General features: G+C 33.9%; 19 protein-coding genes. 2 read left to right on the top strand and 17 right to left on the bottom strand.

The features are described 5' to 3' along the window. Positions 1–3 precede the first annotated feature (3 nt). The 15 genes from BXY64_RS16505 to BXY64_RS16435 all read right to left on the bottom strand — a co-directional run bounded on the left by BXY64_RS16505 (position 4) and on the right by BXY64_RS16435 (position 19309). Positions 4–708, bottom strand: coding sequence for an acyltransferase (locus BXY64_RS16505; protein ID WP_120241092.1), 705 nt, complete (start codon positions 706–708; stop codon positions 4–6). Then, the gene (locus BXY64_RS16500) at positions 674–871 is read right to left on the bottom strand and encodes a hypothetical protein (RefSeq protein WP_120241091.1); all 198 of its coding nucleotides are present in this window, start codon (positions 869–871) and stop codon (positions 674–676) included. The genes BXY64_RS16505 and BXY64_RS16500 overlap by 35 nt, the downstream gene beginning before the upstream one ends. Before the next feature lie 311 nt (positions 872–1182). After that, a complete protein-coding gene (locus BXY64_RS16495; protein WP_120241090.1) occupies positions 1183–3246 on the bottom strand; it encodes an ATP-binding protein in 2064 nt (687 codons plus the stop codon). A 596-nt stretch (positions 3247–3842) separates the two neighbouring features. Continuing rightward, positions 3843–4031, bottom strand: coding sequence for a YgaP family membrane protein (locus tag BXY64_RS16490; protein WP_120241089.1), 189 nt, complete (start codon positions 4029–4031; stop codon positions 3843–3845). A gap of 11 nt (positions 4032–4042) precedes the next feature. After that, positions 4043–4351, bottom strand: a complete 309-nt coding sequence (locus BXY64_RS16485; RefSeq protein ID WP_120241088.1) for a hypothetical protein — start codon at positions 4349–4351, stop codon at positions 4043–4045. 18 nt (positions 4352–4369) lie between these two features. After that, positions 4370–7594: an efflux RND transporter permease subunit gene (locus BXY64_RS16480; protein ID WP_120241087.1), complete on the bottom strand. Its 3225-nt coding sequence runs from the start codon at positions 7592–7594 to the stop codon at positions 4370–4372. 49 nt (positions 7595–7643) lie between these two features. Then, on the bottom strand, positions 7644–8726 hold the full coding sequence (locus BXY64_RS16475; protein ID WP_120241086.1) for an efflux RND transporter periplasmic adaptor subunit: 1083 nt from the start codon (positions 8724–8726) through the stop codon (positions 7644–7646). A 29-nt stretch (positions 8727–8755) separates the two neighbouring features. After that, on the bottom strand, positions 8756–10090 hold the full coding sequence (locus BXY64_RS16470; protein ID WP_120241085.1) for a TolC family protein: 1335 nt from the start codon (positions 10088–10090) through the stop codon (positions 8756–8758). 281 nt (positions 10091–10371) lie between these two features. Next, the gene (locus BXY64_RS16465; protein WP_120241084.1) at positions 10372–11610 is read right to left on the bottom strand and encodes a competence/damage-inducible protein A; all 1239 of its coding nucleotides are present in this window, start codon (positions 11608–11610) and stop codon (positions 10372–10374) included. Between the two features lie 12 nt (positions 11611–11622). Then, positions 11623–12870, bottom strand: coding sequence for a M48 family metallopeptidase (locus BXY64_RS16460; RefSeq protein WP_120241083.1), 1248 nt, complete (start codon positions 12868–12870; stop codon positions 11623–11625). A 70-nt stretch (positions 12871–12940) separates the two neighbouring features. Further along, positions 12941–14014 carry a DUF6340 family protein gene (locus tag BXY64_RS16455; protein WP_147376018.1) on the bottom strand — a complete coding sequence of 358 codons (1074 nt, stop codon included), beginning with the start codon at positions 14012–14014 and terminating at the stop codon, positions 12941–12943. A gap of 26 nt (positions 14015–14040) precedes the next feature. Continuing rightward, complete coding sequence (locus BXY64_RS16450; protein WP_147376017.1) at positions 14041–16020, bottom strand: hypothetical protein; 1980 nt, start codon at positions 16018–16020, stop codon at positions 14041–14043. 172 nt (positions 16021–16192) lie between these two features. Further along, the gene (locus BXY64_RS16445; RefSeq protein WP_120241080.1) at positions 16193–16675 is read right to left on the bottom strand and encodes a YciI family protein; all 483 of its coding nucleotides are present in this window, start codon (positions 16673–16675) and stop codon (positions 16193–16195) included. 201 nt (positions 16676–16876) lie between these two features. Next, positions 16877–17758 (bottom strand): DMT family transporter, encoded by an 882-nt coding sequence (locus BXY64_RS16440; protein WP_120241079.1) that lies wholly within the window; start codon positions 17756–17758, stop codon positions 16877–16879. Between the two features lie 756 nt (positions 17759–18514). After that, positions 18515–19309 (bottom strand): hypothetical protein, encoded by a 795-nt coding sequence (locus tag BXY64_RS16435; protein ID WP_120241078.1) that lies wholly within the window; start codon positions 19307–19309, stop codon positions 18515–18517. A gap of 246 nt (positions 19310–19555) precedes the next feature. On the opposite strand from BXY64_RS16435, the gene BXY64_RS16430 reads away from it, so the two are divergent. After that, a complete protein-coding gene (locus BXY64_RS16430) occupies positions 19556–20827 on the top strand; it encodes a dicarboxylate/amino acid:cation symporter (RefSeq protein ID WP_211334526.1) in 1272 nt (423 codons plus the stop codon). A 39-nt stretch (positions 20828–20866) separates the two neighbouring features. Here BXY64_RS16430 and dapA read toward each other — a convergent pair whose 3' ends face one another. Continuing rightward, a complete protein-coding gene (dapA, locus tag BXY64_RS16425) occupies positions 20867–21787 on the bottom strand; it encodes a 4-hydroxy-tetrahydrodipicolinate synthase (protein WP_120241076.1) in 921 nt (306 codons plus the stop codon). A 281-nt stretch (positions 21788–22068) separates the two neighbouring features. Between dapA and BXY64_RS16420 the strand changes: the two genes are divergently transcribed. Then, complete coding sequence (locus tag BXY64_RS16420; RefSeq protein WP_120241075.1) at positions 22069–22728, top strand: aspartate kinase; 660 nt, start codon at positions 22069–22071, stop codon at positions 22726–22728. An 8-nt stretch (positions 22729–22736) separates the two neighbouring features. Here the strand turns inward: BXY64_RS16420 and BXY64_RS16415 are convergent, their stop codons facing one another. After that, positions 22737–23222: a YchJ family protein gene (locus BXY64_RS16415; protein WP_120241074.1), complete on the bottom strand. Its 486-nt coding sequence runs from the start codon at positions 23220–23222 to the stop codon at positions 22737–22739. Between the last annotated feature and the right edge of the window lie 2 nt (positions 23223–23224).

The following is a 23224-nucleotide window of genomic DNA, read 5'->3' as shown; positions in this document are numbered from 1 at the left end:
TGGCTAAAAACTAGCCACCATATCATCAAATCCATTGAACATGGCAACATGATTACGTTTATAATAATCATAATTACCCTCCATTTCTTGTTTTAATTTTCTATTCGATCTTTTATCTAAAGATTCCAGAAATTCATCAATCTTATCACCATTAATAAATAATGAATACTCTTTTTTAAAATCTTCAACTGTAGGAGTTCTATTCTCTTTATTCTTAATATGATAATAATACTCCTTCATTTCTTCCATATATTTTCTTCTTGATCTTTCGTAGTATTCATCCAGCGAGCACACAGGTTTAGCCGGTCTGCCTACAGCAATACAGTTTGATGGAATATCTTTTGAAACCAGAGAACCATGTCCAATAAATACATTGTCACCAATGGTCACACCTTTAAGAACAGTAACCCTACGGGCAAAAGAAACGTTATTTCCAATTTTTACTTTTCCGATAGAATAAGGCATATAATCCTTGTATTTCACCCTGTACAATCTTGATACTGCATCATGAGTTAAGAGTGTAAAATATTTATTGAAAAATACATTATCCCCAATTTCTATTAAAGATGGCTTTGATAAATCAAAATCCAAGGTCTTTCTATTCTTAAAATTAACATTCTTGCCAATTTTAACACCTTTCTTTAAAAGATATCGGTGAAATCGCTCTTTTGAGCTAATTGCAAATAAGTATTGAATCTTTCGGATCATATAAAATTGCTATAATTTGAACGGCAAAAATATAAGTTCTATAAAAATCACAAAGCTTTTTTAATAAGTTTTTTTCATCGTAAAGCCCTGTAAATCCAGCAGAAACACTATGTTTAGCATCATAATCTTGTGAGGAAATGAAAATACCAGAATCAAACTTCATTAATCACTCCTTTAAACCTACTCATCAACATACAATTAAAATATTACTCTATATTTCCAGCTTCTTAACACAATCTTTTCTTTATTTACCTTTACATGCATTATTAAATTAAGCATTAGTTTTGTCAAAAAAACAAAGGAATTTTATAAATTGATCTGAAAAATTTAGTTACCAATGATTTGAATACTCAATATTCACATTTTTTAATCGTGTGGTATTTATATATTCCAGATTTAAGAACTCAGAAAAAAGCCATTGAAAAATCAATGACTTTTTTATATGTATTACTTTTTTACTTTAATTTTCAAAATTCAAAGCCTTACAGGAATTGTAAAATAAAAAGTTGTACCAACTCCAACTTCAGATTCACACCAAATTTCTCCACCTAATAATTCAACCAAACCTTTCGAAATAGATAAACCAAGACCTGTTCCACTATTGTTCTCCATTCCTTGATTTTTAACTTGTAAAAATCGATCAAATATAACCTCTATTTGATCTTCAGGAATTCCCATACCAGTATCTTTAATTTTAAATAATAAAGAGGTACTATCTCTTTTCGAGCAATGAATTAGTATGGTTCCAATACTGGTAAATTTACATGCATTTCCTACTAAATTAATCAGTATTTGCTTTAATCTTACCTCATCAGTATAAACATTCTCATGAATTTCATCCAAATCAATTTGAACCTTCAACTCAATGCAATAATTTTTAATTTTATCATGATTTTCAAAAGTATCCTTAATATTATCAATTACATTTTTAATATTCACCTTTTCATGAAACAATTTAATTTGTTCACTCTCAATCATGGAAATATCCATAATATCATCAATTATTTTTTGCAAATAGTCGGAACTTTTCTGAATTACATTACAATATTTAAGCTGTTTATCTTTAGATAAATTTGGTGCAGCCAATAGTGAAGAAAAGCCAACTATACTATTCATTGGTGTTCTTATTTCATGTGACATATTAGCAAGAAACTGCGTTTTTAGACGATCTGCATTTTTAGCAATAATTGTTGCCTCTTTTAGCTGCTCTTCTCTTTCAATTTGCATTGATATATCACTCATTATTCCAAGCATTCGATAAACCTTATTGTCTTTATCTTTCAAAAAAGTACCCTTGTCATTAATAGGAACATAAGAACCATCTTTTCTTTGATATCTATATATTACGTCATAGTTTTCTCCATTGGCTATTGATTTTTCCAGCAATTCCGTGGCCTCAATCACATCATCCGGATGAACAAATTTCTCCCAATCCTTTATGGTAATTGATTCATATTCCTTTGGACTTACTCCTATAGTATTCTTCAAATCTCCAGACCAAAGAACACAATCATTCAATATATTATAATCATATACAATCTGCCCTCTCTGTTCTGCAACAATCCTATATTTTTCTTCACTTTCTCGTAAAGAGTTTTCTGCAATCAGCCTATGTTGAAGTTCTTTATTTAGCTCTGAGGTACGTCGCTTAACCAATTTTTGCAACCTTCGATTAAAAAACAAAATAACTGAAAATACGATTAACAAAACCAGAATGATAGCACTCGACCAATACCAAAAGTTTTTACGTTCCCAAAATTCTCGTGTTGTAAGGAAAACCCAATCTTTCCGTATTTTGTTTTTTTCACTTCTATTAATTGAACGAATTGTCTTATTCAGAATATCCCTTAAAATTGGCATATCGTCACGTACTCCCATTGCAATTCTGTAGGTAAAATCTACCTCACCAGCTACATGAAGCTTCACAATGCCCAAATTCTCTAAATGAAATGAAACCGACGCTAAATCCGCTATCATCACATCTGTTTCATTGAAAACTAATTTTTTCAATCCAGTTAAATCATCTGGTACTGGATCTAATTCTAATTCAGGATAATTTTTCACCAAATATTCATGTACTGCAAATAAATTACCTACACTAACCTTTTTCCCTCGTAAATCATTAATAAAAAGCTTTTTGTTTTTATTACTAATGATTACTGCGGGTGATTGATAATAAGGTTCTGTAAAAAGTAAATATTTACTACGCTGTGGAGTTTTTGCTATAGAAGTCGCAATTTCAACTTTTTTATTCTTAATTAAATTTAGATTTTCTTCTAAGCTGCTACGATGTGTTCGAATGAATTTGATATTTAGTTTCTTTTCAATTAAATCTAAATAATCATCAGAAATACCAACAACTTCATTCTCTGAATTTATAAAATCAAGAGGAGCAAATAAAGGATCTTGAACTACCCTAATTGAATCGCCATTCTCCGAAAGCCATTTTTGTTCATCCTTATTTAAGAAACTAGCTGTTTTCTCGTTGCTACAGCCAAACAAAAAAATAATTGATATTAATTGGAATACATATTTCATCTAGGTGGAGTTCTTTTAAACCTACTAAATTTAAACATCAACTTCAACAATTACAAATACATGATATTAACTTATCATCTTTATTAATCAGACTAACTTTTCTTGGTGTCCATATTCTAATAAATGTCCTATTAGAGCTAAAAATCTATGCACAATCACTCAGGCATAATATTTCATTGAATTCTCAGCACACTTAAAACACTCAAAACGCATCACTAGTGTCTGATAATCTGACAAAAAGAATTCCACAAGAATATTTAAGAAAACTTATAATCTATATGATTCCTCATGTTTTTATGCCTAAATAAAATTAGGGTATACTTGATATCCAAAACTTAGTATGCTTCTGGTCGAAGACTTAGTATGCTTCTTGTTGGAAACTTAGTATACTATCTTTTCAAGACTTAGTATACTAAGTTTTTGATTTGTGCTTCAATTCCACTATCAAACCAAGCCAATTTCCGTAAAATCAATCTTACCTTTAATATTTCCCACTAAAGTATAACCAGTACAAATAAATCTACATTTGAATATTTAAAAAATCCCGAAACAAACATTTGTTTCGGGATTCTCTATCAATAAACAAAACTTGCGGATTAATTATCCACTTTAAAAAGCTTTCTCAAAATATCATCCATTAAACACCATTTGGTGATTGAGGATTGTAAGAGGTTTAAACCTACAAATGCTGTTAAAAACAACCAGTTAATATTAACATAAATTGCCAAAACAATACTTATTAGTACAAGGGTACCGGCAATTCCTCTTATGATTCTTTCTCTCATATCTATTTTATTTAAATAAACTTTTCAACATCAAGCATATATGCATGAATCGGGCTGCAACAATCAATTCCCTTGTTGAACTCTTCGATCTGCTTCATTAATACATCCCCTTTTTCCTGGTTTAAAAATGAAAAAGTAGCGATAGAGTCGTAATGATCTTTACTTGAGGCAAACCAATTTGGCGCCTCACATTTCCCACTACGTTTATTGGTATAGCCTCTTACATCAAATTCACTGTAGGCATCAATACCTGCTTTATTGTATACCTGTTTTAACTCTTTGTAAAATGCTTTCACACAAAAAATGATAACAACTTTCATATTTTCTGTTTTATGTGATTATTCATTGGAAACTTCTATTTCTTCTTTTGCTTCCGGATATTTCTTCTTCTCGGTCATGTAATAAATCAATGGTACAATCACTAAGGTTAAGAATGTTGAAGCTATTGACCCTCCCATTAAGGAAATTGCAAGTCCCTGGAAAATAGGATCAAACAAGATCACTACAGCACCAATTACCACAGTTCCGGCTGTCAGTAGAATCGGTGTAGTTCGAACTGCACCAGCTTCAATTACTGCTTCCTTTAATGGTACTCCTTCGGCCAGTCGTAGGTTGATAAAATCTATCAGTAATATCGCATTACGGACCATAATTCCTGCCAGGGCAATCATACCAATCATGGAAGTTGCGGTAAAAAATGCACCCATCAACCAATGTCCAATCAATATCCCTACAAGAGAAAGTGGTATGGAAACCATCATTACAAATGGGACTTTAAAGTTCTGGAACCAGCCAATAATCAACATGTAAATCACCAACAATACCACGGCAAAAGCAGCTCCCAAATCACGGAATACTTCGTAGGTAATTTGCCATTCGCCATCCCACTTTAAACTGTAATTGTCTTCGAAAAATGGTTGTTGTGTATACTCTTCCATTAATTCATATCCTTCCGGTACTTTAACATCAGTAAGATTATCGGATATTTCCATAATACCATAAACAGGACTTTCCAATTTTCCGGCAACATCAGCAGTTACATAAACCACTCTTTTTTGGTTTTTCCTGTAAATGCTTTTCTCTTTGATTTTTTTCTGGATGTCAACAATATCTCCCAAAGGAATCAGTTGGCCCGATTGAGTAAGAATATTTACTTTCTTTAGATCAGTCAAGCTACTTCTGTCCTTCTCCTGAAGTCGCAAATCAATTCCTACTTGCTCATGTTCATGTTCCTGGTACAATTGAGAAACTTCATGCCCTCGCAATGCCATATTTAAAGTATGAACCACCTGTTGAGTTGAAACTCCTGCCAACATGGCCTTTTCTTTATCCACATTGAACTGAAATTCGGTCTGATCATCCTCAACCAACCAATCTACATCAACAACATCATTGGTCTTTCCAAATATTCCTTTTACCTGCTTAGCCACATTAATCTGACCTTCACTATCTGGTCCGTAAATTTCAGCTACCAAGGTTGACATTACAGGTGGTCCCGGGGGAACTTCAACCACTTTTACATTGGCATTAAATTTCTTTCCGATTTCCTGTAATCCCGGTCTCATGGCCTTGGCAATATCATGACTTTGCAGTTCCCTGTCGTGCTTATGCGTAAGGTTTACCTGTATATCCGCAACATTCGATCCTTTTCTTAAATCGTAATGACGAACCAAACCATTAAAATTAATTGGTGCAGCAGTTCCAACATAAGTTTGGTAATCCACTACATTTTCTTGTTGAGCGATATAAGCTGCCAACTCCTTAGCCACAACAGCTGTACGTTCTAATGTTGTTCCTTCAGGCATGTCAATCACTACCTGAAATTCGTTCTTGTTATCGAACGGCAACATCTTTACTGCAACCATTTTAAAATAGATTAAAGTAGTTGAAGCCAACAGAAGTACACTTACAATGCTAATAAATCCCCATCGCTTCAATCGCGATTCCAACATTGGACGAATGGTGGCAGCATACATTTTATAGATTAAAGAATCTTCAAGCTTAAAAGCTTTTTCCTCTTTGCCTTCCTTCTCTTCATGGTGAAGCAATCGATATGCAAGGTAAGGGGTAATGGTAAGGGCCACAAGCAATGAGAATATCATGGCAATGGATGCACCTATTGGCATTGGACTCATGTAAGGCCCCATTAATCCTGAAACAAAAACCATAGGCAAAACGGCTGCAATTACCGTAAAAGTTGCCAGAATTGTTGGATTTCCCACTTCATCGATGGAACGTAAAGCAGCTTGCATAAATGGCAGACGCTTCATTTTAAAGTGCCTGTGCATATTCTCTGCAATGATAATGGAATCGTCAACCACAATCCCAGTTACAAAAACCAACGCAAAAAGCGTAATTCGATTTAATGTGTAATCGAGGAAGTAATAACTAAACATGGTTAATGCAAAAGTAATCGGAACCGAAAGAAATACAACCAATCCTCCACGCCAACCCATAGCCAGCATTACCACAAATGTTACGGCTACAATTGCACCAAGAAGGTGTAGTAACAACTCAGCTACCTTATCCGAGGCAGTTTCTCCATAATTCCTAGTTACATCAATCTGCACATCAGAAGGGATCAAATCTTTTTTTAGGGATTCTATCTTTGTCAGAATTTGTTCAGACACTTTCATTGCATCAGCACCGCGGCGTTTTGCTACCGAAATGGTAATTGCGGGATATTCTCCCTTAAACTGCACCTTTGCATCATTAATTTTACCATAACCAAAACTTACATATTGCGATGGTATTTCTGGTCCATCTATTACTTCTGCTACCTGTTTTAGATAGATTGGACTTCCCTTGTAAACTCCTACCACCAAATTGGAAACATCATCAGCATTTTCCAGGAATTTACCCGTTTCAACAAGGTATTCCTTATCGTGACTATTAAATGATCCTGAACCAATTTGCTGATTTGACACCTGAATTTGTTGAGAGATGCTTAATGCATCAATATTATAACCAGCCATTTGTTCGCGATTTAAAACCACACGAACTTGACGCGAACGTCCACCAATTACTTTGGTTTCTGATACTTCATTTACCTTTTCAATTTCATTGTTTACTTCCTGTGCAATTCTCTTTAACTGAAAATCATCGTAAGTTTCGCTCCAAAATGTCAGTCCAAGTACCGGAACATCATCTATTGCACGAGTTTTGATCAATGGCATGGAAGTTCCTTTCGGCATTTCATCCATGTGTTTCATAATCTCATTATACATTTTAACAAGAGATCTTTCAACATCTTCTCCTACATAAAACTGAACAATTAACATAGCTTGTCCCGGCATGGATGTAGAGTAAACATATTCTACCCCAGGTATGTTTGCAACAACTTTCTCAAGCGGTTGCATTACACGTGATTCAATTTCCGATGGGCTCGCTCCCGGATACATTAAAAAAATATCAGCAATGGGAACATCTATTTGTGGTTCTTCCTCTCTTGGTGTGAGGTAAGCGCTATACATTCCAATAATCATGAAAGCGACCATTAAAAGAGGAGTCAATTTTGATTTTATAAATAAGTTGGCGATACCGCCTGCAAATCCTGTTTTCATTTTCTAAACATTTGATGTTAGAACTTAATTTTACTTTTTGATGATCGAACTACTTAATACTTATTTTTGCACCATCCCAAATTTTACCCTGGTACGAAACGATGTACTTTTCTCCATCGCTTAATCCTGATAATATTTCTGTCATATTATCTATGGTTTTGCCAACTCGCACCCAGCGTAACATCGCTGTACCCATTTGACTCACTGTATAAACACCAGTTAGTTGCCCTTTTCTCACCAACACATTATTTGGAATCAAAATACCTGGCATCCCTCCTTTTTCGAGACTAACCTGTGCATACATGCCACTAAATAATTTGGCTTTTTGATCATCAGCTGGTTCCAAAACAACCTTGGCTTCAAACTGGTTCCCGGTATATAGTGCTGAAGGATTTACTTCTGTGATTTTACCATTTACGATTTCTTTCAGAGCAGCTATTTTTACTTTTACAGGATCATTCTTTTGAATTTTTGCAATCTCAGTTTCAGGAATTCTTGCCATCACCTTATACTCTCCCGGCTTTTCAATAGCCACCAATGGCATCCCCGGAGAAGCCAAATCTCCTTCGTTCATATATTTTCTGGCAATAATTCCATCATAAGGTGCTTTAATTGCTGAATAACTTAGCATTTCGTTAACTTCAGCTTCCATTTGCTTCACGGCTTCCAATTCGGCTTTGGCCATATTGTAATGTGTCGTCACATCATCCATTTCTTTTTGCGAAGCACTTTTTTGCTCGAACAGCACTTTAAATCTTTTGTAATCCTTTTGGGCATTTTCAAAAGCTGCTTCGGCCTTAATCATATTGGCTTTCACCTGTGCCTTTTTGGCCTGTATGTCCTGATCCTTAATCTGAACCAACAACTGACCTTTGCTTACTTTTTGTCCAGGTTCTACAAATATCCTGGCAATTTGCCCCATAATACGTGTACTTAAGTTAGAATGAGTCTCAGCTTCAATCTTTCCCGAAAAATTCAAAAGTTCAGGTTGATTTGTCATTTTAACAGTTTGTACACTTACGGTAATATCCACTTTCTGATTTTCCTTTACATTTGATTCACTACCGCACGATTGGAATCCCCAAGCTAGTGTGGCAGTTATTGCAATCAATAATATTGTCTTAGAGTTCATCTTTATTATTTTTTTGAGATTTGTTTTGCTTATTGTAATTCTTTCTCGAGCAATAATTCCAAGTGGGAAACTGCTACATGATATTGATATAATGAGTTGATATAATCCAAATTTTTCATCATTGCCATCGATTCAGACTGCAATACATCAGTTGTTTTTTCCATTCCCTGCTTGTACCTGTTGGTTCTGATTCTATATGCTTCTTCGGCCTGATCCTTTGCCAATTTGCTCATTTCAATTCTATCGAAGGCAACTTTTAAGTTTCTTTTGGCAGCTTGTATCTCCATACTCGATTTGGATTGATAGTCGGCAAGATCCAATTCTGCAATCTTTAACTCTGCCCTTGCTTTCTGCACTTTACCAACATTTTTATAGCCCTTAAAAATATCCCAGGATAAACTTGCTCCAATCAGGTAATTATTGGCTGATGTTCCCAGCAGCTGAGAATCATTCCATTCATAAGCTCCAAAGGCATTCAATCGCGGAAGGAATCTCATTTTTTCTGATTTCAGCATATTCTCGCGAGCTTCTAAACTTTTTTTGTAAGCCATTATATCGGAACGTATTCCTTCATCCTGATCCTTGTTTATAGCTTGCAAAAGAGAAGGCTTTTGATCTAATTTCTCGGTGGTCACAATTTCAGTTCGAATGTCCAATCCTAATATATAAGCTAATAATTCACCTGCCTGCATTTGGGCATTTTTAGCATCCGCCAGCTGATTTTTTAATTCAAGTACACGAACTTTTGCAGATAACAAATCAGCCTCCTTTACATATCCTTGCTCCAGATTGTCTTTGGTTAATTGTAAAGCAGATTTTGCTGTTTCCAAAGATTTTCCAATCACATTAACTGCTTCATGTGCCAGTTCTAATTGGTAGTACGCCTTCTTAACTTCAAACTTTGTAAAGTTTATGGTTCGCTCCGTAGTATAATCTACAGCCTGCATTTTCGCATTGGCTGCTTTCCTACCATACAAACCATCAATATTAATTATGGGTTGCTGAACTTCAATTTTGGTATTGTAGTTCTCGATTCGATCCGGATCATTCAACAAAACAGGATTAAAATCAGCTTGCGTTGTAATTTCCTGCTTCAGCTTAAAGCCAAATGCTGCCAACGGATCATTTGTTGTTATTGCCGTATGAGATAAATTTAAATTGGGAAGAAAAACCGAATTGGTCTGACGATATTCTGCCTTTGCAGCCTTCCCTTTCTCTTTCGCTTTATTTATTTGCCTGTTATTTTCTTCGGCTTTTTGCAAAGCATCTTTTAAACTCAATTTAAGTTCCGATTGCTGAGAAAATACCATTGGGGCATTTGTCATCACCAGAACAAAAGTCAATAGATAGGTAATGTTTCGCATGTTTATTGATTGTTTATTGATTTTGATTCAAATGTATATACTTCCATCTATATATCCAAACATCTAGATATGATTGACTGTTATTTAAATCTATATGTTAAAACACAAAACAAGATTAGTTACTGAAATTTAGCACATTAAAAAAGAAAAACCAACAAATACTTTATATAACATTATCTATTCTATTGAAATCTGAATGTAAATATCAAATTGAATTCCACTTTCTAGCACAAAAAAAGGCTTGCCATAAAGCAAGCCTTCCAATAATATCCAATATCATTTTATTTCTCCAGTTCCTTTCGAAGTAAATTCAATACTTTAAAAGCTGAAACCTTTATATTTCTTTCTCTCACTTTATAAAGTTCAAGCTTCTCCGATCGCACACCAAAATCTCCTGCAAGTGCAATCCAAACAGTTCCCACTGGTTTTTCATCAGTTCCTCCATCAGGGCCTGCAATGCCAGAAGTTGCTACCGCATAATCAGTATTCAAAACTTTCCTGGCCCCTGTAACCATTTGCTCAACTATCTCTTGACTTACCGCACCAAATTCCTCCAAATCTTTGGAATTTACACCTAAAACATTTTCTTTTATTTCATTGGAATAAGAAACTACACTCCCTTTAAAATAAGCTGAACTGCCAGCGTGAGATGTAATTAAATGAGCAATATATCCACCAGTACAACTCTCGGCGGTTCCTAAAGTTTTCCCTTTTTCCAATAAAAGTTCAGCTATACGTTCCTCAATAGCAATTTCGTCGTAAGCAAAAATATTATCTGGTAATATCTTTTTCAATTTTTGAACTTCCGCATCAACCATTTTTTCAAGTTCAGGTTTACTATCACCTGTAATGCTTAATCTAAGTCTTACTTTTCCAGGCGAAGGCAAATAAGCCAACTTCATACCCTGAGGTAAATTTTCCTCCCAATCACTTAACATTTGTGCCAAAACCGACTCACCTATTCCATCCGTCATAATGGTTTTGTGAACAATTTCGGAAGTTATAAAATAATCTGTTATTGCTGGAATCAATCCATTTTGCATGATTCCTTTCATTTCGAATGGCACGCCAGGCATCGATACCAGGATACGCTTATCTTTCTCGAACCACATGCATGGTGCAGAACCAAAATCATTAGGAATGATTCTCGCTCTATCAGGTATCAAGGCTTGTTCTCTATTGAAACGATTCATTGGAATTCCATACTTAGCAAGTCGATCCTGAATCTTTTGATACAATTCATCATCCTGAATGAGCTTCATTCCAAAATAATCACTCAAAGTCTTCTTTGTGATATCGTCATTTGTTGGACCTAAACCTCCAGTCATTAATACAAGAGGTGATCTCTTCATTGCAGCTTCAATTGTTTTTACAATGTCATCTGCCTCGTCTGATATACTTGTGATCTTGGATACGCCGATTCCATATTTATTTAGCTCTTTCGCCATCCAGGCAGAATTTGTATCTACAACTTGCCCAATCAATATCTCATCCCCAATGGTGATAATTTCTGCTTGCATTCCTTTTTATAATTAGTCTTTGTTCTTTGTAAAATTTATTGATTTCAATCTTTGCAGTAAAGTTGGATGCGAATAATAGAAAAACACATATGCCTTATGTGGTGTAAGATTACTTAATGTACTTACCGAAAGCTTTATTAAAGCATCCCCCAATGATTGTCCATCGTAATTTTGTTTTGCATACTCATCTGCCTGATATTCGTTAGCTCTTGAAAGTAGATTCATCCCTAATCCTAAAACAGTGGAAATTGGAGAATATAAAATACCGAAAGCAATTAAACCCAAATGGAAACCATGTTGTTCAGCTCCAAGAGCTGACGATAAGTTTTCATTGCCAATAAATAGAGAAAAGATGTAAAACATCAATCCGGTTTGAAGCAATGACAAAATGATTCCACTTCGGGTATGTTTTTTCTTGTAATGTCCAATTTCATGCGCTAAAACCGCAACAATCTCCTTGGTTGATAATTCACTAATTAAAGTATCAAATAGTACAATTCGTTTCTTTGCTCCTAGGCCACTGAAATAGGCATTTCCTTTCGATGATCTTTTTGAGCCATCCATCACAAATACATTATCAAGCTTAAAGCCTGTCTTGTGGGCAAACTTTTGAATCTCATCTTTCAATTCACCATCCTCTAATGGGGTCTGTTTATTAAATAAAGGAACAATTAATGAGGAATAAAACATCGTCATAAAAATCATGAATACTGCCAAAACAGCCCAAGCCATCCACCAGAAATTATTGGTAGTTTGAAGATAAATCCAAATTAACAGTGCAAGTAATCCTCCACCAATTAGCATACCCAATATCCCTCCCTTGATCAAATCCAGGATGAAAGTTTTTAGTGTAGTTCTGTTAAAACCATACTTTTCTTCAATCACAAAGGTTGAATAATACGAAAATGGCAAGCTAATGATGCTCGATGCCATCATGATTACTCCGAAGAAAAGCAAGGCTAACCAGATTGGATTGGTAGTATATTCGCGTACCAGCTCATCAACCCAGGCAAATCCCCCCAAAGCAATCATTAAAAAGCTTGTTGCAAAACTAATTACCGATGAAATAAAGCTCAACTTGTATTTCTCTTTCTGATACTCCTGTGATTTCAGGTACTTCTCTTTCTCATAGATACCTTCTAAAATCTTAGGAAGCGTTGGGGTCCATTTTTTTAGATTTAAAATATCTAATACTCTTTCAAGAATAAAATCAAAACTTAAGATAAAAAGTATGATATATAAAATTGTAGCTGCTGTCATGTTCTTGTTTTTAGTCTAGAAAACAAAATTAAAAAACCCCTGAAACTATACACTTCCAGGGGATCTTTTTTTATTCTGTTTTCTCTTTTCCAAAGAATTTGTCGAGTAAATAATTATTTTGCGTTCTACCGATTAATTCTTTGTAATACTCTTTTACATATTTAAATTCCTTTGGCTCTTTATCAATCTCTCTATACTTTTTAATTGCTCTTCTCACCCAACTACTCGCCTCTTGATATTCTTCCTTTAATTCGTATGCCAATGCCATGTTGTAACATGCCCTACCTGCTAATTTCTTATCTTCTGAATCTACATGTTTTTTCCACATTTCAATTGCCTGATCAACACTATCATTATTCAAATAATAACTAGCCAAAGAAAAATCCTGATGCCCTGCAATAAAATACTTTCTTGTGAAGGAAATCCATTTTGGAGAAATTAAATCAGCATAATCTCGACCTATATTATACGCTACTTCGGCATTTATCTCTGTACGTTTAGGCATTTTCTCCTCTATCAATTTTGTGTAGGAGTAAGAACTAGTTTCTGTAAATAAACTATCCGCAATCATTCTTACATCATGAAATTTTTGGGACAATGGGTCATAAATTCTCCAGACAGCAAAATACTTTACATCTGTTATTCCCCAGTTTTCTTCGCCTTCTATGATTTCATATTCATTAGATATTTGAAGGTCTTCCAGGCATATTAAAATATCTGAACCGTTAGACTCACAAATACTATCAACTCTATCCCAAGACATGGGATCATAATGTCTATCCCCTACAACATGATTTTCTGGTAATCGTGTATATGAAACACTGTCCAATTCAAAATATGCAGAGAGATTTTCATTTAAACCTAAATGACAATTAATAGCACGAATTTCAGAATAATCGACACTATCTTTTACACTCATATTATTTACTTTATAGTATTTCGATAAAGTATCCAAATCAAAACTCAAATTTCGATCAACAAATCCAATGGTCTTAACATCAGGTGGAATAATTACTTTGGGTGCCTTTAGCCCTTCAAAATCATATAATGCCATGGTTTGGCAACCAGCAAAAATAATGGGTAAAACACCTAATAAAAGAAATTTTCGAAAATTACGCTTTGTAAAAGATATTTGTTTTGTCATTAGTGTGAAATTTCTTGTGGTTAGAATTAATTTCCTAGCCAGTATTTTCTCAAAAACCATTCCAAAATCATTAATATGATAATAAAACTTAATAAATATATTAAACTTACTGCATTACCATAATTAGATTCATAAGAAATTGTTGGTTTTATATCTATATCATTCAGAAAGTGAGTTTTTATCTTCTTGGAATCAAAACTACGAAAGTAGGTTCCATTCGTACTTCCTGAAATTTGTTTTAATGTTATAGTTTCCGCTTGCAATCGTTTCGATTCAATAATATTGGAACGAACTATAAATTCACCGGAACGTACCAGATTCTCATCCAATCCAACTGTCTGAACTTTATAATTATATCTTCCATTTTTTAAACTACTGATTGTTAAATCATAGTCATTTTCATTTCTTGAAAACTGATAATTATATGTCTTTCCATCTTCATTAGTTAATACAAATTGAAGGTCTAATTTGTTTATTAACTCATAACTATCATTATACAATTCGGCTTGAATTTTCACTTGTTTTCCTTCTGCAAAGTCATTATCATGCCTAATAATCAACTGATCCTTCTTCTCTTTTAAAGCCAAATACTGTATGGTCCTATTGACAATATCATTAAAATGTGTATTTGAATTAAACAATTGAAATTCACTCAATTTCCAACGCCACATCCCTTCTCCAAATATCCAACCCATTTTTCGATCTTGAACAGAGCCAAATGCAATTAATGGATATTGTGTATCTACTCCTTTTATTTTCTGGTAAGCTAATGTTTGAAATTCACTGTTCAAATTAATATCTCCAAAAGGAGTTCGAATCGGTGGTAATTTCTCAAATACATTTTTTTCTTTCGATTGCAGATTAAACAAAGAAAAATTCTGATTCTCCAAATAAACAGCATCCTGATAATACTCATTTTCGCTATTTAAACGAACTCCAAGATTTAAAGAGTTCAATACATTTAAATCTGAACTTGCTCCCACAACAATTAAAGCTGGAATTTTAGCCAATTCAATTTTCTTGAACAAATCCTTATAATTCTTTCTTTTGGATGGTATTTGGTACAATACAATCAAATTGGTTTCTTCAAAACTTAATTGCTTTTGATTTAAATTAACCAATTCATAGTCGAAATTAGAATTTTCCAATATTGCTGATTTAATGGCTGCAATGTCTGGATGATATTGATCGAAAGCGATTACAATTTTTCTTTTGGAATCTAAAATATCGACAACAAAGTCGGCAGAATTATTCTTTAGAGTATATTCTTCGAAAGCGGAACTAACTTTTACATTATATCTTTGCAAGCCTTTTTGCTCAGCATCTAACAAATAATTTTTTTCAAGATGAAAGCTCTCTCCCGCAACATTTATTTCCTCTTGTAATAAGAGTTTAGCCTTATTTCTTATCTCTACAAGGAGTTTTTTATTGTTAAAATTTAAGGCCTTAATTCCTATTTTTACTGGCAATTTGGTGTTTGTAAAACCAATTTGATTCGATTTTAACGAAAAAATCGACACATCATTAATTTCCAATGTATCTCCTAGCTGAATAGTATGAATTGGCATACCAATATCAGAGCTCAAATAACGAGGATTTGCACCTGAATTGTATAATCCATCACTAGCCAAAAGCATTCGAACATTTTCCAAACTTCCATAATTGTCTTTTACAAACTGAAATAGGGAAGAAAAATCGCTTAAAGGTTCATTAAAATCCAATTTTGATAAGGCTGAAACCTTTTCACCAAAACTTAAAGTTTTTACATCATAATCATCTTGTAAGGAATTTATCAATTCGTTCAGATCAGAAGGGTATTGATTTAAATAATAAGATGAGTCCTGTCCTAATTTCAAGGACATTGAATTATCCTGAGCAACAATTAAAACTGGTTTATTTTTAATTCTCTTTTGGTACTTAATCCTTGGACCTATTAATAAAAACAACAATAAAAAAACAACTAAAAAACGTAAACCAGCAAGTATGGCAGTTTTCCAAACAGCCATTTCTTTTATCAAGATTTGTTTGTAAAAATATAAGCGATATACAATTGCTATCGAAAGCAAAAATATCGGTAATATCCACCACAATGAGTATTCGGTAACCAGAGAAATATCCAACTTTATTCTTTTTTATGTAGCAAATTTAATAAACTATTCTATATGTACCGTATTAACTCTATTGTTCACTTACATTTTGCTTTTGTAAACTCTTGTGAATTTCATTTACCTGCTTCAATGCAGCAGAACCATACCAAGGATGTAATTCCATTACCAACCTACCTGCTTTTATTGCCGGATCTGTCTCTGTTAAGGCCTTAGCTTCTTCAATGGTTTCAACATTAAAAATATAAATCCCCCGAATTTCACCATCATCGAAAAATGGACCAGCCAAAACCAACTTACCTACATCTGCCAAGCTTTCAATATTTTCTAAATGAGCTTTCTGTAGTTCGGCAGCGGTAATAGAATCTTGACTGCGAACAGGCCCTCGCTTTAAAAATGCCATAACATACTTACTCATACCATACTGATCGGCATTCAATTTAGTTGCCAATTCAACATTATATCCGTTTTTTACTTTATTGTCAGTAGGTTGATTAGATGAACACGACAAAAAGAAACCAAAGGCAATAAAAAGCCCATATTTAATAAGTTTCATAGCTTTTAATTTATTCTGATTGAACCTAAAAAAGCAAGATAATTAAACTTTTAAACTTCTTTAACACTTTTTCGCAATGCTTAACCGTTTTTGAGCCTACATTTGTACTATAACAAAAGAGAAAAGTGGTTTTTTCATAGAGTTATAGGGTTATAAAGTGAATATAGAAAAGTCGGGGTGGTTTCCGACTTTTTTCTTTTTTTATTTTCCTACGCTTAGAAGAGTTTTTATATCTTTCAGTTTTAATTCTGCAAATAGAATTCCCACAAATATTAATAATCCACCAATAATCGTTTTCTCTGTAAGCTCTTCATTTAAATAGAAAAATGCGGTTACCGCTGCAAATAAAGGCTCGAAAGAGAAAATAATGGAGGTCGTAATTTCTGAGATATACTTTTGATAGTAGTTCTGCACGGTATACATGAATGCTGTTGCAAAAAGTGCTGTAAACAGTATGGCCTGCCATAATTTGTACTGAGTAGGAACAAATAAATCGCCATTGATTCCTGCATAAAGTGTACAAACTATACCAACAATCAGAAACTGTGTAAGCGAAAGTAAAATACCATCACATTTACGACTTATTTTTCCAACCATGATAATATAGATCGCAAACAAGATGGCTGAAAAAAACACCCAAGAATCACCAATATTTAAATCCAGACTACTGCTTAAGGTTAGCATGGCCAAACCCATTGTTGCCATAAGAACTGCAATAAAAATATTACTGGAAGGTAACTTTCTCTGAATGATTGAGAGAATAACAGGAACGAATACAACTGAAAGCCCGGTTATAAAACCTCCTTTCGAAGCACTGGTATACTGTAAACCTATGGTTTGTGCCAGAAAACTTGTTAGCAATGGCACAGACATCAATAATCCATACTTTAAAGTCGTTTTATTTATTAGCTTGAGCCTTCTGTAAAATATCAGGCTAAGTACAATTCCTGCCAACAGAAAACGATATCCTAAAAATCCTGCTACACTCATTAATGACACAGCATCCTTAATGAAAACAAAGGTCATTCCCCAGAAAATAGTTCCAAAAAGAAGTAGAAAAATTGCTTTAAATTTCAAACTCATCACAAATAGATTTTAAAATTAATACTCAAATTAGCTTCCATTGAAGTGAATCTCCGATACGAGATACAACATCTCTTCCAGATTAAAATTGGTATAAATGTGTTTGAAGTAATCGTACCAATATAGCTTCACAAATCAATGATTCAACAATGAAGCTATGGTACACAGAGAAGGTCTGTGATGAGCAAAGGTGATATTCAAAATCTTCCATAGCAGGAATATCTACCTATAATAACACTCAATCTGCTGCGAATATATACTTTTTATTAGGAGAGAACAAAATATTTCTCAAAAAGCAAATTCTCCCAATAGAATCAATTACTTTCTTAGAAAGTATGAACGGTCTTAATCTAAAATCGAAAGTCTTTAATAAAATAATCAAAGCTTTCATCTAAACTATTAAAGGTCTTGATTAAAAAACGAAAGGTTTTGGTAAAATCATCAAACGCTTCATAAATTTATTAAAGTCTTTAATAAAATAACCAAAGCTTTAATCTAAGCTATTAAAGGTCTTGATTAAATCACCAAAGGCTTTGGTAAAATCATCAAACGTTTCATAAATTTATCAAAAGCTTTGATAAAAATAACCAGAATTTTAATAAAGATCTTGAAAGGTATTAATCTAAAATCGAAAGGTTTTGACAAAATCATCAAACTCTCCATTAATTTATTAAAGGATTTGATAATATAACGAAAGCTTTGTGTTATTTATTAATTCTTTAAAGCATTTTGGTATTAAAAAATCAATTTTTCCAATTAAATATCGAATCCCGGACGAACAAAATTTCTGGAGTCAGGAAAAACCTCCTCTACTAAAGTTCTTAATCCCGAAAGAAGAAGTAATATTGGTAACATTCTATCTTCTGCACCTGGAAATTGGTGCATGTAACTTGTCCATGCATCAATCGAATTGTCTATTGAAATCAGAGCTACTTTTGCTGAAGCTACACTGTCGTGGGCATAAAAGTCATTTCCAGTTTCTTCCGTATTTGCCTTACTTCGAAGTGCTCTAAAAAGTTTACTTGGGATGATAAATTGAAACCAACGAATAATTTCAGATTTATCGAAAATCAGCAATTCAGCATCGCTCATCTCCTCTTCTTCCTTAAAATCAAAAATTTCTTTTAAAGAGTGAGAACCAACGTACAATAATGATTCAAAATCAGCGAACCAAGCATCCACCAATTCCGAATACTTATCAGCCTGAAGCATCAATTGGCTTTTAAAAATCAACTCATCTTTTTCTTCTTCCTCTTCGGCATCAAAATCCGCTGATTGTTGAGGCAATTCCATACCCAAATCTTTTGCCGCCTGATTCAACAGCTCCATACTCAATTGAAACATCTCATCCAAATTATCCATTGCAGATGAAGCTTCTGCTTCAGTATCATGTTCCGTTGATTTTAGGTCAGGCACACCTTCCTCCATCATCTTAAAATTAAGACAATTGGAAGTGAATTTACAACGCTCACACCATCCATCACAGTAATTGTAAATTCCGGAAATAAGGTTAGGATTTTGTATTAGTGCAAAGAGTAAATCTTTATTCATTGAGTATAGTAATCTTAAGTAATAGCATAATAAACAGAAACAATACGGTTTACATATGTTTTATCAAAAATAATTGACATTCTTGACTCAATAGTTTATGTTATAATTGCAATGTTTCGATAAAATTAAATTTTTGCTTAGACGTAAGTCAAACTTCTTTTCTTACAAAATCTATTGTACTAAATATTGTTCATTTTGTTGCATAAAAGTCTAATGTTTTTTAAAAATAAAAATCGGGGTTCAAATTTGGGCAATGCTAATGCTCTTCTTATCAGCATTATGATTGCCATTTTCCTGGGTTTCCTAGTTGGAGGAATATTCCCAAAATTGGCTCTAAAATTCTCGATATTTGGTGAAGTCTTTTTGAATATTCTGATGATGCTGGTAGTTCCCATGGTAATACTCTCCATGCTGGTTGGAATTTCAAAATTGGACAATCTTCGTAGCTTGGGAAAAATTGGAAGTAAAACTCTGGTTTATTATCTCTCAACAACGGCAATATCAGTATGTTTGGGAATTATTTTAGTTAATTTAATTCAACCGGGAAGCGGATTAAATATTCAGTTGCCTGATGATTCAAATCAGTATATATCAAAAAGCACGGCAATTTCTGAAACTTTGAAACAGCTAATCGTTGGAAATCCAGAACAAGAACAGCAAGGATTAATTGCATACAATTTATTTCTTGCCATGGCAAAAATGGACATATTACCTTTAATCGTCTTCTCATTGTTTTTTGGTGCAGCTTTATCTTCGCTAGGCAAGAAAGCAAAGAAAACCATTCAGTTTCTTTCCGTTTTAAACGATGGAATCATGCAATTGGTAAATTGGGTAATGTATATTGCTCCTCTAGGTATTTTTGGATTAATTACGGCACGGATCGGGAAAACTGGTGGTTATGAAGGTTTTCTTCCTGAATTGATATCACTTGGTAAATTCAGCCTTACTGTACTTTTAGGACTATCTATTCATGCATTACTTGTTTTGTGTTTACTCTTGAAATTTATAGGAAAAAGAAATCCTATCAGTTTTGCAAAAGGAGTTGCTACAGCACTAATGAATGCTTTCTCAACAGCTTCGAGCACCGCCACTCTTCCACTTACACTGCAAGGTGTACAGCAACAGAACAAAATATCAAAAAAGACAAGTAATTTTGTGCTTCCCCTGGGCGCAACCATAAATATGGATGGAACCGCCATTTACGAAGCTGTTGCTGCCATATTTATCGCCCAGTTGTATGGCTTGGAATTAAGCTTTGCGCAGCAAACAATCATTTTTTTAACCGCAACACTTGCCGCCATTGGTGCTGCAGGCATTCCCGAAGCCGGATTGGTGACCATGGTAATTGTTTTAAAAGCTGTTCACCTTCCAATTGAGGGAATTGGACTTATTCTAACAATAGACTGGCTATTGGATCGATTCAGAACTACAGTAAATGTTTGGGGAGATAGTGTTGGTGCTGCTATTATAGAAAGGTACGAAAACAAAGAAACCACCTCTGGTGAGATGGTTTCATAAGAATATTTCATGTGGGGAGAAATATTATCAATGAATTACTTACAATTCTTCAATTTCTGTCATATATGTGTTTGTCTGTACCAATAATTTTTGCAGTTCAACCATCAATTTGGTTTTATTCTCATCTTCCATTCTACACATTGGTGAACGGAACTCTTCCTGTACTTTTCCCATCAAGCTTAATCCTGTTTTTACAGGAATTGGATTGGACTCAATAAAACAAAGTTGAATGATATTCAAATATTTAAAATGCAATTCACGTGCAGTGATTAAATCGCCTGTTAAAGCAGCTTGTATCAAGTCATGAAACTCTTTTGGAAACAAGTTTGCAGCAACCGAAATCACACCATCAGCACCCATGCAAACTGCTGGAAAAGCAAGAGCATCATCACCTGAAAATACCATAAAGCCATCAGGTTTATCACGTAAAATACAAGCCATTTGCTCCAAGTTTCCTGATGCTTCTTTTATTCCTGCAATATTTTCAATCTCATTTGCCAATTCAACTACCAAATCAGCTGGGATATTAGAAGCCGTTCTTCCCGGGACATTATACATGATTACAGGAACTGAAATTGCACTGGCAACCTGAGTAAAATAGTCTTTAAGACCTTTTCTGGTAGGCTTGTTGTAATATGGAGAAACTACCAATATAGCATCTGCACCCAAAGATTCTGCCATTTGAGAATTTGCTACAGCTGTAATTGTAGAATTAGATCCGGTCCCTGCTATAACAGGGATGCGTTTATTCACCTTATCAATAACGAATTTGATAACCTCAGAATATTCTTCTTTAGATAATGTTGCTGCTTCACCCGTGGTTCCACAAACTACGATCCCATCAGATTGATTTTCGATATGAAATTCAATCAAATCATCTAAAGCTCTGTAATCAACACTTCCATCTTCGTTAAAAGGTGTTACAATCGCTACAATTGATCCTTGCCAATTCATTCTCATTTTTACTTTTTTATTCTTTTATACAATTAAAAGAGCATTAAAAATAATCCCGATAAACTTCTGAAATCAGATATTTAATATCATAATCTTCACTCAGAAGATTACCAGTATTATTCTCCTTGATTAAAAACCTACTTGGTTAATGTAGGGTTGTGGTTTACGTGGGCAAATATAGATGCAGTAAATAAATCAATAAAATTTTTAGAAAATTTATTCAAAAATTCTACATTTTGTGATAATTTCAACATCTTTGTAAAGAAATTCAACAAATATCAAGAAACATGATAACAATTCCACAAGTTGTAGAGAAAATTGTGAGTACTCAGCCATTTTTGGCAGAAGCATTGGTCGAAGGATTAATTAACGTTTCTTCTTTAGCGCGCAAAATACAGAATCAAGTTGAGGATACAGTAAAAAAACCTGTAAAAATCGGTGCAATAATTATGGCATTAAACAGATTGGCTCCAAACCTTGAGGTTAAAATCAATCCAGGTTTAAAAGATGTAATTACCAATGTAGGCGATATTATTGTACGCTCTAATTTGGTTGATTTCACTTATAAAAATTCAAATACTTTAATTGAAAAACACACCGAACTTTTGCGTTCCATTGGTCCAAACCAGGAATTTTTCTACACCATGGTGCAAGGTGTTTTTGAGTCGAACCTGGTAGTTTCCGGATCCTTACAACAAAAAGTGGAAGAAGCATTTACTGGCGAAGAACTAGTTGCCAAAAGTGAAAAACTCTCTTCGGTAACCTTAAAGCTTCCTGCAACCAACTCTCAGCAATTGGGATTTTATTATTTTATTCTAAAAAATATTGCTTGGGCAGGAATTAACATCGAAGAGGTAGTTTCTACAACCAATGAATTTACCTTAGTTGTAAACGATTCTGATATCGATAAAACATTTTCAGTTCTAAAAAATATGGGGAATAATTAATTATTCCCCTAAATTTTGCCAAAACAGCACTTCTTAAATTTCTTACCGCTACCACAACAGCATGGATCATTTCGATTCGGTAGATTTGGTTTTTCTTCTTTAGGATACTCCCCAGAAACATATACCCATTGCTCATTCTCCTTTTCAAAGAATGAATTTTCATGCAAGCACTGATCTATTCCATCTTCCTTATAATAGGCTTTAAACTCAACATGTCCATTAACATCCGTTGAATTGCCCTTATTGGTATTTATAACTTCTAAACGTTGCCATTCGACCGATTTAGCCCAGTCTAAAATCTCTTTTTCCTGATTAAGCGGACGAGTTTTCGATGAGTAAGTTTTTAAAATATAAGTGATATCAGCAATTACAAATGCCGAATAACGACTTCGCATTAAATCCTGGGCAGTTTCAGCTTTCCTTTTTCCTGAATGAATGGCACCACAGCACTCTTCGTAGGAATTTGATTTGCCACAATAACAAGGTGAACTCATAA

It is taken from the genome of Marinifilum flexuosum, from assembly GCF_003610555.1.
GTDB classification, from domain to species: Bacteria; Bacteroidota; Bacteroidia; order Bacteroidales; family Marinifilaceae; genus Marinifilum; species Marinifilum flexuosum.
Note: the sequence above shows the minus strand (reverse complement) of the source record. Positions and strands in the feature narration are given on the sequence as shown.

Excerpts from the sequence above, each read along its gene's own strand:
- BXY64_RS16475 (WP_120241086.1), bottom strand. The coding sequence starts at position 8,726 with ATGAACTCTAAGACAATATTATTGATTGCAATAACTGCCACACTAGCT.
- BXY64_RS16435 (WP_120241078.1), bottom strand. The coding sequence starts at position 19,309 with ATGAATAAAGATTTACTCTTTGCACTAATACAAAATCCTAACCTTATT.
- BXY64_RS16470 (WP_120241085.1), bottom strand. The coding sequence starts at position 10,090 with ATGCGAAACATTACCTATCTATTGACTTTTGTTCTGGTGATGACAAAT.
- dapA (WP_120241076.1), bottom strand. The coding sequence starts at position 21,787 with ATGAGAATGAATTGGCAAGGATCAATTGTAGCGATTGTAACACCTTTT.
- BXY64_RS16445 (WP_120241080.1), bottom strand. The coding sequence starts at position 16,675 with ATGAAACTTATTAAATATGGGCTTTTTATTGCCTTTGGTTTCTTTTTG.
- BXY64_RS16415 (WP_120241074.1), bottom strand. The coding sequence starts at position 23,222 with ATGAGTTCACCTTGTTATTGTGGCAAATCAAATTCCTACGAAGAGTGC.
- BXY64_RS16480 (WP_120241087.1), bottom strand. The coding sequence starts at position 7,594 with ATGAAAACAGGATTTGCAGGCGGTATCGCCAACTTATTTATAAAATCA.
- BXY64_RS16465 (WP_120241084.1), bottom strand. The coding sequence starts at position 11,610 with ATGCAAGCAGAAATTATCACCATTGGGGATGAGATATTGATTGGGCAA.
- BXY64_RS16505 (WP_120241092.1), bottom strand. The coding sequence starts at position 708 with ATGATCCGAAAGATTCAATACTTATTTGCAATTAGCTCAAAAGAGCGA.
- BXY64_RS16440 (WP_120241079.1), bottom strand. The coding sequence starts at position 17,758 with ATGAGTTTGAAATTTAAAGCAATTTTTCTACTTCTTTTTGGAACTATT.
- BXY64_RS16500 (WP_120241091.1), bottom strand. The coding sequence starts at position 871 with ATGAAGTTTGATTCTGGTATTTTCATTTCCTCACAAGATTATGATGCT.
- BXY64_RS16450 (WP_147376017.1), bottom strand. The coding sequence starts at position 16,020 with ATGGCTGTTTGGAAAACTGCCATACTTGCTGGTTTACGTTTTTTAGTT.
- BXY64_RS16490 (WP_120241089.1), bottom strand. The coding sequence starts at position 4,031 with ATGAGAGAAAGAATCATAAGAGGAATTGCCGGTACCCTTGTACTAATA.
- BXY64_RS16495 (WP_120241090.1), bottom strand. The coding sequence starts at position 3,246 with ATGAAATATGTATTCCAATTAATATCAATTATTTTTTTGTTTGGCTGT.
- BXY64_RS16455 (WP_147376018.1), bottom strand. The coding sequence starts at position 14,014 with ATGACAAAACAAATATCTTTTACAAAGCGTAATTTTCGAAAATTTCTT.
- BXY64_RS16420 (WP_120241075.1), top strand. The coding sequence starts at position 22,069 with ATGATAACAATTCCACAAGTTGTAGAGAAAATTGTGAGTACTCAGCCA.
- BXY64_RS16485 (WP_120241088.1), bottom strand. The coding sequence starts at position 4,351 with ATGAAAGTTGTTATCATTTTTTGTGTGAAAGCATTTTACAAAGAGTTA.
- BXY64_RS16460 (WP_120241083.1), bottom strand. The coding sequence starts at position 12,870 with ATGACAGCAGCTACAATTTTATATATCATACTTTTTATCTTAAGTTTT.